Below are 15,148 nucleotides of genomic sequence, written 5' to 3' on the forward strand. Positions count from 1 at the left end.
GGAAGGGCTTCCGTCCGCACCATCCTCTTCCTCGTCGCCAATATCGCCCGCAAGTTCGACCCGACCCTGAACGACTTCCATCAACGACTCACCCAACAGGGAAAACCAAAAATGGTCGTCCGCATCGCCCTTGCAAGAAAACTCCTCGTCAGACTCAATTCAAAGGCACGCGAAACACGCGCACAACTCGCCATCGCTCTTTGAAATCGTTGACACGCCAGATAGTCGCTCAGCCTGAATCAGAAAAACACTATCCAACCGGATCGTTGGCATAACGCCGCGCGATCACCGCACAGGCGATCAACTGCAGCTGGTGGAACAGCATCAGCGGCAGGATGACGAGGCCGACCTGCGCCGGGGCGAACAGCACGCCGGCCATCGGCACGCCCGAGGCGAGGCTCTTCTTGGATCCGCAGAACAGCAGCACGATCGCATCCTCGCGGCTGAGTTTCATCAGCCTGCCAAGACTCCATGTCGCGAGGAGCACCAGGCCGAGCAGCACCGCACAGGCGGCGACGATCACGGCCAGTTCCTCCACCGACAGCCGGTGCCAGATGCCGTCGACCACCGCCGCGCCGAACGCCGTGTACACGACCATCAGAATCGATCCGCGGTCGACCACGGTCAGCAGCTTCTTCTGCCGCGCGACGAAGCCGCCGATCCACGGCCGCAACAGATGCCCCGCGACGAAGGGCAGCAGCAGCTGCGCCACGATCGACTCGATGGAAGACAGCGATATGCCGGCACTGCCGCTCGAATGGATCAGGACCGCGGCCAGCGCCGGGGTCAGCACGATGCCGATTATGTTGGACAGCGACGCGCTGCACACCGCCGCCGCGACATTGCCCCGCGCGATGGCGGTGAAGGCGATCGACGACTGGACGGTCGAGGGCAGCAGGGTCAGGAACAGCATGCCCATCGCGACCGGCGGCGCGAGGAAGGGCAGCGCGGCGACACCAAGACCGAAGATCGGAAACAGGATAAAGGTGACGGCGAACACGGCGAGGTGAAGCCGCCAGTTGCTCATGCCCTGCAGCACAGCCTCGCGCGACAGCTTCGCGCCGTGGAGGAAGAACAGCAGGACGATCGCGATATCGGCGATGGCGTCGAACAGCGCCACCCCGGCCCCGCGCGGCGGCAGGATCGAGGCGAGCACGACCGTGCCCATCAGCATCAGGATGAACGGCTCGAAGATGACGAGGACGCGCTTCAGCATGACGCGCCTCTCGCCCGATCGGGCCGGCGCCGCAACACCTCCAAAGGTTTGTACTCCGGCCAGGAGGAGGCCCCTTTCGCTCGCGGACGGTCGCGCTACGCTCCCGCGTCCGGCGCTGATCCTGCTTGCCCTGCTGTTCGTGATCCGCTTCGCTTGGCTGGCGGCGGCGTGATGATGGGTTCAAGGAGAGGGCATGCGTAACGACGTAAGAAGCCTGCGCGGCATGGTGACCGCGCCCCATCATCTGGCGGCGCAGGCCGGGCTGGGCGTGCTGCAGGACGGGGGCAACGCGGCCGAGGCTGCGGTCGCCGTCGCTGCCTGTCTCGCGGTGGTCTATCCGCACATGACCGGTATCGGCGGCGACGGCTTCTGGCTGATCGCCGAGCCGGACGGCCGGACTCATGCGATCGATGCCAGCGGCGCTGCGGCAGGGGGCGCCGGCCTCGCGCTCTATGAAGGGCATGACGTGATTCCCTGGCGCGGGCCGCTCGCCGCCAACACGGTGGCGGGCACGATCTCGGGCTGGGAGGCGGCGCTCGAGTCGAGCGGCGGCAGGCTGTCGCCGGCACGCCTGCTGCGCGACGCGATCCATCACGCCGAATTCGGCGTCGCGGTGACAGGCGGCGGTGCCGAAGCGGCCGCCGTGAAAGGCGCCGAACTGCGCGAGCAGCCGGGCGCCTGGGCCGCGACGTTCGAGCCGGACGGGCGGCCGCTCGCGCAAGGGGAGATACTGCGTCAGCCCCAGCTCGCCGCGACGCTGACCTTGCTGGCGCGCGACGGGCTGCGGAGCTTCTATGAAGGCCCGCTTGCCCGATCGATCGCCGCCGACCTGGCGCAGTTCGGCAGCCCGGTCTCTCTCGCCGATCTCGGCGCCCATCGCGCGATCCGGACGGCCCCGCTCAGCGTGCCGATCGAGGGTGCGCGCCTGTTCAACACGCCACCGCCCACTCAGGGACTTGCCTCGCTGCTGATCCTCGCCCTGTTCGATCGGTTTCATGCGGCCGAAGCCGAAGGGTTCGATTATATCCATGGCCTGGTCGAGGCGACCAAACAGGCATTTCTGTTCCGCGACCGGCATGTCGGTGACCCGGCCTATATGATCTTCGACCCGCAGGTCCTGCTCGATGATCCGCGCGACCTCGACGAGATGGCGATGCGGATCGACCTCGACCGCGCGCTGCCCTGGCCGCAGCCGCCTTCGGCGGGCGACACCTGCTGGTTCGGCGTGGCCGATGCGCAGGGGCGAATCATCAGCGCGATCCAGAGCCTCTATTTCGAATTCGGCTCCGGCCTCGTCCTGCCGCAGACCGGCATCACCTGGCAGAACCGGGGCAGCAGCTTCCGCCTCGCCGAGGATGGCTGGAACGCGCTGCGGCCCGGGCGCAAGCCTTTCCATACGCTGAACCCGGCGCTTGCCCGTTTCGATGACGGGCGGGTGATGGCGTACGGCACGATGGGCGGGGAGGGGCAACCCCAGACCCAGGCGGCGCTCTTCACCCGCTACGCCCGCTACGGCATCGGCCTGCAGGAATCGATCAGCCGGCCGCGCTGGGTGCTCGGGCGGACCTGGGGCGAGGACAGCGCGACCCTGAAGATCGAGGATCGTTTCCCGCTCGCGCTTTATGAAGATCTGCGGGCGGCGGGGCATCAGGTCGAGCTGATGCCGGCCTTCACTTCGACCATGGGCCATGCCGGGGCGATCGTGCGCCACGCCGATGGCCTGCTGGAGGGGGCGACCGATCCGCGCAGCGACGGCCAGGTCGCAGCGTGGTGAGCGTGGGAGTACGCGCCTTCCGCGCCGCGTTGCTGAGCGTCCCGGACGATCCGGCCCAGGGCGGCACGGTCCGCCATCACGAAGATGGGCTGCTGGTGGTCGAGGATGGCATCGTGGTCGCGTTCGGCGATCATGACGATCTCGCCCCGCGCTTTCCCGGCGTGCCGGTCGAACGGCTTCCGGGGCTGGTCGTACCCGGCTTTGTCGATACGCATATCCATTATCCGCAGACCGACCGCATCGCCGCCTATGGCGGGCAACTGCTCGACTGGCTCGACCGCCACATCTTCCCGGCCGAAGCCGCCTTCGCCGATCGCGGCCACGCCGATCGGGTCGCAGGCTTTTTCCTCGACGAATTGCTGAGGAACGGCACCACCTCGGCCCTGGTCTTCGCGACCGTCCATGCCCAGTCGGTCGATGCCCTGTTCGAGGCTGCGCTTGCCCGGAACATGCGGGTCGTGTCGGGCAAGGTGCTGATGGACCTCGGCCCGGAGACGTTGCGCGACTCGGTCGAGACCGGCCGCGCCGAAAGCGAGGCGCTGATCGCGCGGTGGCGCGGGCGCGGCCGGCTCGGTTATGCGGTGACGCCGCGGTTCGCGCTCACCTCGTCCGACGTGCAGCTTGCCGGGGCCGGCGATCTGGTCGCGGCGCATCCCGACGTGCTGATGCACACCCATCTCGCGGAGAATCGCGGCGAGATCGCCGCCGTCGCCGATCGTTTCCCGACCGCGCAGGATTATCTCGACGTCTATGACCGGTTCGGGCTGGTCGGCCCGCGATCGGTCTTCGCCCATTGCATCCATCTGGAGGATCGCGCGCTGGCCCGCCTGGCCGGTGCCGGGGCAGGGATCGCCTTCTGCCCGACCAGCAACCTGTTCCTGGGATCGGGCCTGTTCGATCTCGCCCGGGCCGACCGGCACGGCATCAAGGTCGGGATCGGCACTGACGTGGGTGCCGGCACCAGCTTCTCACTGCTCGCGACTCTGGGTGAGGCCTATAAGGTCGGGCAGATGCGCGGGACCGCCCTCGATCCGTTTCGCGCCCTGCATCTCGCGACGGCGGGCGGCGCCCGGTTGCTTGGACTGGACGGCCGGATCGGCGGCCTGCAACCGGGGCAGGAAGCCGATTTCGTCATACTCGATCCCGCGGCCACGCCATTGCTCGCGCGCCGCACCGCCGGTGCCGGCCTGGCCGAGACATTGTTCGCGCTTCAGATCTTGGGAGACGACCGGGCGATCGCGCGAACCTATGTCGCCGGAGACTGCGCCTGGACTCGTCCCGGTTGATTCCTGCCCGGCCGATTATTTCCTCGGGTCGAGCAGCCCCTCGAACAGCCGCACCACCTTGCCCGTCCGGTTCTTCTCGAAGTCGCGCGGATGGACGAAGGTGTCGGCGAACCAGGGATAGAGATCCGGGTCGAACGCCGTCTTCAGCCAGTCGACCGTGCCGCGAATCGCGGGGGAGTGCCGCGCCTCGGCATGGAAATAGTACCAGAGGTCGAAGCGTAGCGGCAGCGGCACGTCGAGCGGGATGAGGTGTTTCGACACCGCGCGCGCATAGGTCGGCAGCGCGGCGATGCCCGCCCCGTTCACCACCGCCCAATAGACCGACAGCGCCGAGTTGGAGCGGATCGGCATGAAGCCGGCCGGCCAGTCCGACCCGACGAGATATTTGACCAGGCTGGAATTATAGCCCGGCCCGCTCTGCTCGATGAACTTGTGCTCGCGAAACTGGTCGAGCGAGGTCATCGCGCCGTGCTTGCGAATATAGGTCTCGGACGCGAACAGCATGTAATGCACGGTCGCCAGCTTGGCGCGGACCACGTCGCGGTGGTGCGGCTCGCTGAAGGCGATGCCGACATCGACCGTGTCGCTCCGGTCGCGCGCCGAATCATAATCGAGCTGCAGCGACACCGTCAGGTTGGACAGGTTGGGCGACAGGTCGTTGAGGCGCGGCGTCAGCCACAGGCTGCCCAGTCCCTCGGTGCAGCCGATGGTCAATTCGCCCGGGTTGATCAGGACATTCGCCTCGCCGTCGCCTTCGCTCTCGGCCGACAGTGCGGCGCCCGCCATCTCGCGCGCGGCGCGCGCCATCATCAGGCCGATATCGGTGGGCACCACCCCGCTGCGCGATCGGCCGAGCAATTTGGTCCCGATCCGGTCTTCGAGCCGCTCGATCCGGCGGCGCAGAGTATTGAGGGACAGGCGCGAACTGTCTGCGGCAGCGCGAAAACTATGATGTTCGGTGACGAGCAGCAGCGCACGAAGATCGTCCCAGTCGAGATCCCGCACGAGCGTGCGCACGTGCGTGGCGTTCCAGCGGGGAACACCATGGTCTGGATTTTGGATCGCGGCCGGATGCTTGCTCGCCATTACACTCCTGTCGGGCCTTAACCTAACAGTGGGAGCAAGAAAATGCGAGCGGAGCTACAAACACCCCATCGCGACAGCTTTGGCCGCCTGCGCTTCTCCGAAAAGGTCGAGCATACGCTGGCACGCGCCAGCAATGCTCCCGTTTCGCGGGTTGCGACAGATGCGGAGATTGTCTCGGTTCTGGACGAGGCCTCGCGCCTTTTCCCGGTCGCGAGCCTGTCGGCGGTGCGGCGCATGCGCAAGCGGAATGCCGGAGTCGTCCGGATGATCGAGGGGCTGGGGAAACGAAACGAATCGGCGATGCTGGCCTATCTGCCCCTGTCGGCCGAGGGTGCGAAGCTGCTGGTCGAGGGACGCTTCGATGGCAAGAATCCGAAGCCGGAATGGATCGTCGCGGAAAACGACATCCCGACCGCGATCTATATCTGGATGGCCTGGACGCCGGGCACGCTCGCGCGGTCTCTGCCGGCCATGGCGCAGATCTTCTCGTCGCTCACCCCGGACGGCTGCCCGCTCTTCTCGCGCGCATCGACCGAGCATTCGATGCGGATCCACACGACCATGGGTTTCCAGCAGGCGGCGCAGATCTATCCCGGCGCGCCCGAATGGCTGCTGGTGGTTCTGCCCGAAGGCGAGATGGTGCCGGTCCGCAAGGAAATGCGGATGCGTCCGCCCGCCCCGAAGATCGAGGTACGCCCGGTCCGCTCGTTCGAGGACATGGCGATGATCTTCGCGGTGCGCGCATCGACCTATATCAGCGAACAATTCTGCCTCTATTCGGAAGAGTTCGACGGCAATGATTTCTGCGCGACCCATCTGATCGGCTTCATCGACGGGGACCCCGCAGGCTGCATCCGGATGCGCTATTTCGGCGATTTCGTGAAGGTCGAGCGGCTGGCGGTGCGGCGAGAATATCGCCGTAGCCGGCTTGCCTTCAAGCTGGTGCGCGAGGCGCTGGCGCTGGCCCGCGTGAAGGGCTTCAAGCGCTTCTACGGCCACGCCCGGCTCGACCTCGTGCCTTTCTGGGGGATGTTCGGCTTCCGCGAGTTGGCCGATCGCGATCCGTTCAAGTTCGCCGATGTCGAATATCGCGAGATGGAACTCGACGGCGAGGCCGACGAGCACCCGATCGCCATCGGTGACGATCCGATGGTGACGATCCGTCCCGAGGGCGCCTGGAACGTGCCGGGCCCGCTCGAACTTTCCAACCTGCGGCCGAGCCGCGCTGCCTTCTTCAATGACATGAGGACGGTCAGCCGCGTCGCTCACTAGCGGCAAGGCCGGAATACCCACGGGTCGAGATGGACGGGCAACTAAAGGAAGAACGTACCCTCGATCACCGTCACGCAGGTGCCGCCCAGGATCACGCGGTCGCCGTCGAGGCGGCAGGCAAGCCGCCCGCCGCGCTCGCTCGCCTGGAAAGCGGAGAAACTGTCCCGGCCGAGCCGCTTCGCCCAATAGGGTACCGAGACGGCGTGGGCCGAACCGGTGACCGGATCTTCGTCGACGCCGACGCCAGGCACGAAGACGCGACTGACAATGTCGGTGTCAGTGCCCGGCGCGGTGGCGATGGCTAGCACGTCGCCCTCGGTCGCGAGCGCTCTGAAATCGGGCGCGAGCGCGCGCACCTGCGCCTCGGTTTCGAGCACGATAAGGGCGTAGCGCCGGTCTTGCCAAAAAGTCTCGACGGGCGTGTCGATGCCAAGCGCGGCAACGATCTTCGGCAGCGGCTTCGGCTCGGATGTCCAGGCAGGCAGCGCCATCTCATATCCGTCGCCGGCCCGCGCTACCTCGAGCAAGCCTGACTGGCGGGTACGGAACGTCACCTTGTCCAGCGACGAATCGCTCGACAGAACGAAATGCCCGCTCGCCAGCGTTGCGTGGCCGCACAGCGCAACCTCGACAGCCGGGGTGAACCAGCGCAGCTCGAAATCGGCCTCATCCGTGTCGTCTGGCACCAGAAAGGCTGTCTCGGACAGGTTGTTCTCGCTGGCGATGCTTTGCAGCACTGAATCGTCGAGCCAGCCAGCCAGGGGCATCACCGCCGCCGGATTGCCCTGGAACGGGTTGGCCGCGAACGCATCGATCTGGGCGAAGGGGAGCCTCATATGCGCTTTCCGAACCAGTGCGGGGTGACGTCCGCCTCGATCAGCGGATTGTCGGTATCGACATGCCCATCGGGATCGAGATGGATCAGCACCTCGACCTTGGGGAATTGCTTGCGGATCTTCGCCTCGACCGCGTCCATCACGACATGGGCCTCCGCCACCGTCATCTCGGGCGCCACATAGATGTGGAACTGCGCAAAATCATGGCTGCCTGATCGACGGGTGCGGAAATCATGGATGCCGCGCAGTTCGGGATGCTGCGCCGCCGCCTCGATGAAGCGCTTGCGCTCCTCCTCTGGCCATTCCTTGTCCATCAACTGGTCGATCGCATTGCTCGACGCGCGGAACGCGCCGAAGGCGAGCCAGGCCGCGATGACGATGCCGAACAGCGGGTCGGCGTTGCTCCAGCCGACATATTGGTCGAGCACCAGGGCCAGGATCACGGACCCGTTCAGCAACACGTCGGACTGGTAATGGACATTGTCGGCCATGATCGCGACCGATCCGGTGCGCCGGATGATGCTGCGCTGATAGGCCAGCAGGACCACCGTCGCGAGGATCGCGATCACCGACACGCCGATACCGAACTCGGCATCGTGCGTCGGGTCAGTCTCGCCGAACGCCATGATCGCCCGCCACGCGATGCCGGCAGCCGATGCCGTGATCAGCATGACCTGGAACAGCGCGGCCAGCGCCTCCGCCTTGCCGTGGCCGAAGCGGTGGTCGTGATCGGCCGGCGTCGCGGCGAGGCGCACGCCGTACAGCGTGACGAGCGAGGCGAGCAGATCGAGCCCGGTATCGGCGAGCGAGCCGAGCATCGCGACGGATCCGGTATGCCAGGCGGCGAAGCTTTTCAGGCCGAGCAGGAACAAGGCCATCGCCACGCTGGCGATGGCGGCGCGCACCACATAGGGGATGGCGCGGCGCTGGTCCTCGGTCACGGGTACAGCAGCCCCTCGTTCCAACCGCCGCCGGCGCGCACGAACAGACGGCGTTCGTGAAGGCGGTGCTCGCGGTCCTGCCAGAACTCGATCCGGTCGGGCGTCAGGCGGTATCCGCCCCAATGCGGCGGGCGTGGCACCGGCCCGCCCTCGAAGCGCGCCTGCACCTCGGCGAAGCGTGCTTCGAAGGTCGCACGATCATCGAGCGGCCGCGACTGGTCGGAGGCCCAGGCGCCAAGCTGCGAGTCGCGGTGACGGCTGGCGAAATAGGCGTCGGATTCGGCATCGGTCGCCAGGGTCAGCGCGCCCTCGATCCGGATTTGCCGCCGCAGCGACTTCCAGTGGAACAGCAGCGCGGCCTGGGGATTGGCGGCGATGTCCGCGGCCTTGCGGCTTTCGCGGTTGGTATAGAACACGAAGCCTTCCGGGCCATGCCCCTTGAGCAGCACCATCCGAACGGCGGGCCGGCCCTCGCCATCGGCAGTGGCCAGCGCCATCGCATTCGAATCGTTGAGCTCGGTCTCGCGCGCCTCGGCATACCAGGCGTCGAAAAGCTGGAAGGGATCCTGTACCATGATCGCGCTTTACGGCTGCCATGGTCTAGTGTCGAGGAACGGAACCGTCGCTCATCGATTGAATCGGCCTCGCAACGAAGGAATCGGTACATGGCCGCACGCGCCTATTGGCAGGGTCAGATCAGGCTGGCGCTCGTCTCGATCCCGGTCGAAATCTATACCGCGACCAAATCGGGCGCGCAGGTCAGCTTCAAGCAGATCCACGAGCCCACCGGCAAGCCGATCCACTACGAAAAGGTCGTGACCGGCGTGGGGCCGGTCGACACCGACGAGATCATGAAGGGCTTCGAATATGAGAAGGGCGAATTCGTCCTTCTGGAGCAGGATGAGATCGATGCGGTGAAGCTCGAATCGAAAAGGACGCTCGAGCTCACCCAGTTCGTCGACGCGAGCGAGATCGACGTGCTGTATTACGAGAAGCCCTATTTCGTGGTGCCCGCGGACGATCTTGCCGAGGAAGCGTTCATCGTGCTGCGCGAGGCGCTGCGGCGCACCAAGAAAGTGGGGCTCGGTCAGCTCGCGATGCGCGGCCGCGAATATGTCGTGAGCCTCAAACCCTGCGGGCGCGGCATGGTGCTTGAGACGCTGCGCTACGCTGACGAGGTCAACAAGGCGCAGGGCTATTTCCGCGACATCCCGGATTCGAAACCCGACGAGGACCTGCTCGAACTGGCCGAGGCGCTGATCGAGAAGAAGACCGGTGCGTTCGATCCGAAGAACTTCCACGACCATTATGTCGAGGCGCTGAAGGGCCTGATCGAGCGCAAGCGCAAGGCCAAGGGGCGCAAGATCCTGGAGGATACCAGCGACGAGCCCAGCGGGCGCTCGGGGTCGAACGTGGTCGACCTGATGGCGGCGCTCAAGAAGTCGATGGAAAAGCCGGGGACGGCAGCTGCAAAGGAACCTGCCGCCAAGAAGCCCGCCGCCAAAAAAGCTGCCGCCGCGGCCCCCGCGAAGAAGCCAGCGGTAAAGAAGCGTGCGTAGGCCCGCCCCTCGTACCCCCGCGAAGGCGGGGGGCCAGACCGGGCTCCCGCCTTCGCGGGAGCACGATTGATGGCGCGCGCGACTGACCCTCTTGCGGTCTACAACGCCAAGCGCGATTTCGCGCTGACGGCGGAGCCGGCCGGCACGCTCGCGCCGGGCCATGGCAACAGCTTCATGGTGCAGAAGCATGATGCCTCGCGCCTGCACTGGGATTTCCGCCTGGAGATCGATGGCGTGCTGAAGAGCTGGGCGGTCACGCGCGGGCCAAGCCTTGATCCGAACGAGAAGCGCCTTGCCGTCCGCACCGAGGATCATCCACTTTCCTACGCGACGTTCGAAGGCACGATCCCCAAGGGCCAATATGGCGGCGGTACGGTGATGCTGTGGGATCGCGGCACATGGTCCCCGATCAAGGGCAAGAGCGCCAAGGACCTGGAGAAGGGCCATCTCCATTTCGTGCTCGATGGCGAGCGGATGAAGGGCGAATGGCTGCTGATCCGCCTGAAGCCGAGGGGCAAGGAGAAGGGTGAGAACTGGCTGCTGCGCAAGATCGACGACGCCGAGGCAGGCGGCACTGACACGCTGGTGGAAACCGCCCTCACCAGCGTGGCCACCGGCCGGACGATGATCGAGATCGCGGAGGGCAAGAAACCACACGCGTCGCCCCGGCGGAGGCCGGGGCCGGCCCGTGGCAAAGCCCCACCCAAGTCAGCCAGCGGCCCCGGCCTCCGCCGGGGTGACGGCAAATTCCCCGCCTTTCGCGATTTCCAGCTTGCCACCCTGGTCGACAGCGTCCCGACCGGCAGCCGCTGGCTGCACGAGGTGAAATATGACGGTTATCGCGTGCTGGTCGCGATTGCCGGTCCCAAGGTGAAGATCTACAGCCGCTCGGGCCTCGACTGGACCGATAAATTCCCCGGCATCGCCGAAGCGGCGGCGACCCTGAACCTCGGCAGCGCCCTGATCGATGGAGAAGCGGTCGCCTTCAAGGCCGGCAAGCCCAGTTTCTCCGCCCTGCAGGATGCGATCGCCAATGGCGGCGACATGACCCTGTTCGCCTTCGATCTGCTCGAGCTCGATGGCGAGGACATTGCCGCGCTCCCCAATATCCAGCGCAAGGAACGCCTGCGCCCGCTGATCGACGGTGCCGACGCCCGGCTGCAATTCGCCGAGCATATCCTCGGCTCGGGCGAGCAATTGTTCGAGACGATGTGCCGTGAGGGCTATGAAGGGATCGTCTCGAAGCTTGCCGATGCGCCCTATCGCGGCCAGCGCAGCAAGAACTGGCTCAAGGTCAAATGCATCCGGCGCCAGGAATTCGTGATCGTGGGCTGGACGCCCTCGGACAAGTCGCGCGGCTTCCGCGCGCTGCTGCTTGGCCTGAACGGGCCGGACGGTTTCACTTATGCCGGCAAGGTCGGGACCGGCTTCGATACCGACACGATGCTCGATCTGAGCGCGAAGCTCGCCAAACTCGAGGTCGATAAGCCGACGGTCGAGGCCCCGCGCGCGGCGGTGCGCGGCGCACACTGGGTCAAACCGACGCTGGTCGCCGAGATCGCCTTTGCCGAGACGACGCCCGACGGTGTCCTGCGCCATTCGAGCTTTCTCGGCCTGCGCGACGACAAGGACGCGAAGCATGTCGTCGCCGAAAAGCCGGTACCGGTCGAAACCGGCTCGGCGCCCGAGGTGCATGTAAAGGTCAGCAATCGCGACCGGCTGATCTTTCCCGATTCGGATGTCACCAAGGGCGATCTCGCCGATTATTATGCCCTGGTGGCGCCTGCCATGCTGCCCTGGGCCGCCCATCGCCCGATCAGCCTGGTGCGGTGCCCGCAGGGCCGCGCCAAGCGCTGCTTCTTCCAGAAGCACGACGCCGGCACGTTCGGCGACTATGTCCACCAGGTGCCCATCCGCGAAAAGGACGGCTCGACCGAGGACTATCTCTATATCGAGGATGCCGACGGCTTGGTGATGTGCGTCCAGATGGGCACGATCGAGTTCCATGGCTGGGGCTCGTCGGTTGCGACGCTCGAACAGCCCGATCGCATGGTGTTCGATCTCGATCCCGACGAAGAACTCGGCTTCGATGTGGTCAAGAAGGCGGCCGAGGACATCAAGAATCAGCTCGCCGAAATCGGGCTGGTCAGCTTCGCCATGCTGTCGGGCGGCAAGGGCGTGCATGTCGTCGTGCCGTTGAAGCCCCAGGCCGAATGGCCGGCGGTGAAGGATTTCGCCGAACGCTTCGCCCGCGCGCTCGCCGAAGCAGAGCCGGAACGTTATGTCGCCAACATGTCCAAGGCGAAACGCAAGGGCCGGATCTTCCTCGATTATCTGCGCAACCAGCGCGGATCGACTGCGGTGCTGCCCTATGTCGCGCGGGCTCGCTCCGGCGCCCCGGTCGCGGCGCCGGTCACCTGGGCCGAGCTGCGCGACATCGACAGCGCGCATCGTTGGGGCGTGCGCGATGCCGCCGAATTGCTCGAACGGGCCAACTCGCGCGAGCTGGCAGGCTGGGGATTTGCCGATCAGGTGCTGCCCGATCTCTGATCCTTGTTGCACGCGCGAAGGGATTGTGGTCGAGTCAAAGCGTTCGTAGGGGAACCCCTTCATCGCATGGCTACGCTCGCAGCCCCTTCTCTGCTCGATCCATCGATTCACGCCTCGCGCTGGATAGCGGATTATTGCGCGCGGGAGAAAAAGAGCGACGTGCTCTGCGCCGGCCGAGACGATCCTGCCTGGACTGCGATGCTCGAGGAGCTTGCCGCGGTTGCCGGAGACGATCTCGGTCATGCGCGGGACCGCGTACAGCGCCACGCGGCGGATATCGGCACGGGTTTCCGAATCATCGGGGAAAGCGAGGAGCGCGCCTGGCCGCTGTCCCCCGTTCCTCTGTTGATCGAGGCGGACGAATGGGCCGGGATCGAAGCCGGCGTCTCGCAACGTGCCGAACTGCTCGAAACGGTCCTGGCCGATCTCTACGGCGATGCGAAGCTGGTCGAGCGCGGTCTCATTCCTGCGGCGCTCGTCGCCGGCAGCCCGTTCTTCCTGCGGCCCATGGCGGGGCTGGTACCGCCCGGCGGCCACCATCTCCATTTCATCGCGATCGATCTCGGGCGCGGTCCGACCGGCGAATGGCGCGTGCTGGCCGACCATCTCCGCGCGCCGGTAGGCGCTGGTTATGCGCTGGAGAACCGGCTTGCGATATCGCGCGCGCTGGGCGGGCTGCAGGGCCGGCTGAACGTCAAGCGTCACGCGCCTTTCTTCGCCGCCTATCGCGACGGCCTCGCTGCCGCCTGCCGCCGTTTCGAGCCGCGTATCGGGCTGTTGACGCCCGGCCGGTACAATCCGAGCTATGCCGAACAGGCACATCTCGCCCGCTATCTCGGCCTGTTGCTGGTCGAGGGAGCGGACCTCGCGGCGCTGGAAGACAAGCTCTATGTCCGCACGATCGGCGGGCTGAAGCGGATCGATGCGATCTGGAACCGGCTCGATCCGCGGCTGCTCGATCCGCTCGCCTTCGATTCGCATTCGAGCATCGGCGTGCCCGGGCTGATCGACGCCATGGCGGCTGGAAATGTGGTGATCTCCAACGTGCCGGGCGCTGGTGTGCTCGAATCCGCTGCCTTCGCCGCCTTCCTGCCCCGGCTGGCGACACGCCTGCTCGGCAACGATCTGCTGCTGCCCAATATCGCGACCTGGTGGTGCGGCCAGGACCAGGAGCGCGCGCGGGTCATCGAGGACTTCGACCAGCTCCTGATCGGGTCCGCCTTCGGCGTCCAGCCGCTCGGTTTCGAGGGACGGGGGCCGCGCCCAGGCGCCGAGATCACCGGCGCGGCGCGCGCGACCCTGCTCGACGATATGGGCCGTCGGCCGCAGGATTATGTCGGGCAGGAGATCATCCGGCTATCGACCATGCCGGTCGTCGCCGATGGCGGCCTTGCTGCGCGGCCCTTCACCCTGCGCGTGTTCGCGGCGCGCGGCGCTGACGGCCGCTGGGCGGTGATGCCGGGCGGCTTCGCGCGGATCGGGGAGCACAGCGATCCTCGCGCCTCGGTGATGGGCGAGGGCAATTGGTCGGCGGATGTCGCGGTGCATGGCCCGGAACCGGTCGCGCCGGTCTCGCTGCTGCCGCCGAGCGATTCGATTCATGTCCGCCGCAACCCCGGCACCTTGCCGAGTCGCGTCGCCGACAATTTCTTCTGGCTTGGTCGCTATCTCGAACGCGGCGAGGCGCTGCTGGGCATCATCCGCGTGATGCTGGGCAATTCGATCGATGCCGATGCCGGTGCCGCGCTCGGGTCGGAAACGGTCGGGCGGCTGGTCGGCATGGCGGTCAATATCGGCGCGGCGCCGCATCCGGCGAGCCTGCGCCGCGCCGACCTGACCCAGTTCGCCCGCACCGCGATGGAGGCGGGCGAAGGCGGCTGGCACAGCGTGCGTGCGATCAATCGCCTCGCGCGCGGTATTGGGCGCGGCTCGCGCGACCGGCTGGCTGCCGACATGGTCAAGCTGCTCGACGCACCTTTCCCGACCAAGGGCGGCATGCTCGACAAGGCAGGGTCGCTCCAGCGCCGCTATGCCGCACTATCGGGCCTGTCGGCCGAGCATATGGGGCGGACCGCGGCATGGCGTTTCCACGACCTCGGTCGCAGGCTCGAGCGCGCCCTTACCGTCACGCGGGCGGTCCGCATGTTCGGCATGCCCAATGGGACGGTGGATGATCTGTCGACCCTGCTCGACCTTGCCGACAGCCAGATCAGCTATCGCCAACGCTATCTGACCGGCATCGCCCGGGTGCCTGTCGTCGACCTCGTCGCGCTCGACCCGGGCAATCCGCGCTCGCTCGCCTTTCAGGTCGACCGCATCTGCGACCATATGCGCGCGCTGCCCGTACTCGGCGACGACGGTATGGACGAGCCGCAACAGGCGGTGGCGACCATGCTGGTGTCGATCGTCTCGACCGCGACCGCGGCGACGCTCGACGAAAGCGTGCTGGGCGATCTTGAGCGGCGGCTTTTCTCGCTGTCGGATGCGGTTGCTCGGCGATATTTCCTGCAGGGCGCCGAGCCGTTGCGCGCGGGCGGGCTGACACTGGCGTGAGGTGCTCACCATTCCCCCTCCCCGTTCGGGCTGAGCCTGTCGAAGCCCTGCCTTTCCTTGTGGACGGCCGAGAAG

11 protein-coding genes and 1 pseudogene are annotated in these 15,148 nt (G+C 66.5%); 7 read left to right on the forward strand and 5 right to left on the reverse strand.

Annotated elements, in window-relative coordinates:
- Positions 1-204 (forward strand): annotated as a pseudogene (locus tag AC1DT7_RS21800) (IS110 family transposase); the annotation flags it as partial.
- 46 nt (positions 205-250) lie between these two features.
- Here the strand turns inward: AC1DT7_RS21800 and AC1DT7_RS21805 are convergent.
- A complete protein-coding gene (locus AC1DT7_RS21805; RefSeq protein ID WP_478038279.1) occupies positions 251-1,216 on the reverse strand; it encodes a bile acid:sodium symporter family protein in 966 nt (321 codons plus the stop codon).
- Between the two features lie 193 nt (positions 1,217-1,409).
- On the opposite strand from AC1DT7_RS21805, the gene AC1DT7_RS21810 reads away from it, so the two are divergent.
- Together AC1DT7_RS21810 and guaD are read left to right on the forward strand one after the other, a co-directional pair.
- Positions 1,410-2,990, forward strand: a complete 1,581-nt coding sequence (locus tag AC1DT7_RS21810) for a gamma-glutamyltransferase family protein (RefSeq protein WP_478038280.1) — start codon at positions 1,410-1,412, stop codon at positions 2,988-2,990.
- On the forward strand, positions 2,987-4,276 hold the full coding sequence (guaD, locus tag AC1DT7_RS21815; RefSeq protein ID WP_478038281.1) for a guanine deaminase: 1,290 nt from the start codon (positions 2,987-2,989) through the stop codon (positions 4,274-4,276). The genes AC1DT7_RS21810 and guaD overlap by 4 nt, the downstream gene beginning before the upstream one ends.
- Before the next feature lie 15 nt (positions 4,277-4,291).
- Here the strand turns inward: guaD and AC1DT7_RS21820 are convergent, their stop codons facing one another.
- On the reverse strand, positions 4,292-5,362 hold the full coding sequence (locus tag AC1DT7_RS21820) for a LysR family transcriptional regulator (protein WP_478038282.1): 1,071 nt from the start codon (positions 5,360-5,362) through the stop codon (positions 4,292-4,294).
- Positions 5,363-5,404: 42 nt separating this feature from the next.
- On the opposite strand from AC1DT7_RS21820, the gene AC1DT7_RS21825 reads away from it, so the two are divergent.
- On the forward strand, positions 5,405-6,634 hold the full coding sequence (locus AC1DT7_RS21825) for a GNAT family N-acetyltransferase (RefSeq protein WP_478038283.1): 1,230 nt from the start codon (positions 5,405-5,407) through the stop codon (positions 6,632-6,634).
- 41 nt (positions 6,635-6,675) lie between these two features.
- On the opposite strand, the gene AC1DT7_RS21830 is transcribed toward AC1DT7_RS21825, so the two are convergent.
- From AC1DT7_RS21830 to pdxH, 3 genes are read right to left on the reverse strand one after another with little or no spacing between them, the layout of a single operon-like run.
- A complete protein-coding gene (locus AC1DT7_RS21830; RefSeq protein ID WP_478038284.1) occupies positions 6,676-7,470 on the reverse strand; it encodes a PhzF family phenazine biosynthesis protein in 795 nt (264 codons plus the stop codon).
- A complete protein-coding gene (locus AC1DT7_RS21835) occupies positions 7,467-8,411 on the reverse strand; it encodes a cation diffusion facilitator family transporter (protein ID WP_478038285.1) in 945 nt (314 codons plus the stop codon). Before AC1DT7_RS21835 ends, AC1DT7_RS21830 begins: the two co-directional genes overlap by 4 nt.
- Entirely contained in the window at positions 8,408-8,986 is a 579-nt protein-coding gene (gene pdxH, locus AC1DT7_RS21840) for a pyridoxamine 5'-phosphate oxidase (RefSeq protein ID WP_478038286.1), read from the reverse strand. Before pdxH ends, AC1DT7_RS21835 begins: the two co-directional genes overlap by 4 nt.
- Before the next feature lie 90 nt (positions 8,987-9,076).
- Between pdxH and ku the strand changes: the two genes are divergently transcribed.
- The 3 genes from ku (at position 9,077) to AC1DT7_RS21855 (ending at position 15,073) form a co-directional block, all read left to right on the forward strand.
- A complete protein-coding gene (gene ku / locus AC1DT7_RS21845; protein WP_478038287.1) occupies positions 9,077-9,970 on the forward strand; it encodes a non-homologous end joining protein Ku in 894 nt (297 codons plus the stop codon).
- 69 nt (positions 9,971-10,039) lie between these two features.
- Positions 10,040-12,520, forward strand: a complete 2,481-nt coding sequence (ligD, locus tag AC1DT7_RS21850) for a DNA ligase D (RefSeq protein ID WP_478038288.1) — start codon at positions 10,040-10,042, stop codon at positions 12,518-12,520.
- A gap of 66 nt (positions 12,521-12,586) precedes the next feature.
- On the forward strand, positions 12,587-15,073 hold the full coding sequence (locus tag AC1DT7_RS21855; protein WP_478038289.1) for a circularly permuted type 2 ATP-grasp protein: 2,487 nt from the start codon (positions 12,587-12,589) through the stop codon (positions 15,071-15,073).
- Positions 15,074-15,148: the final 75 nt, after the last annotated feature.

The sequence above is a fragment of the Sphingomonas sp. P3_C6 genome (genome assembly GCF_056402595.1).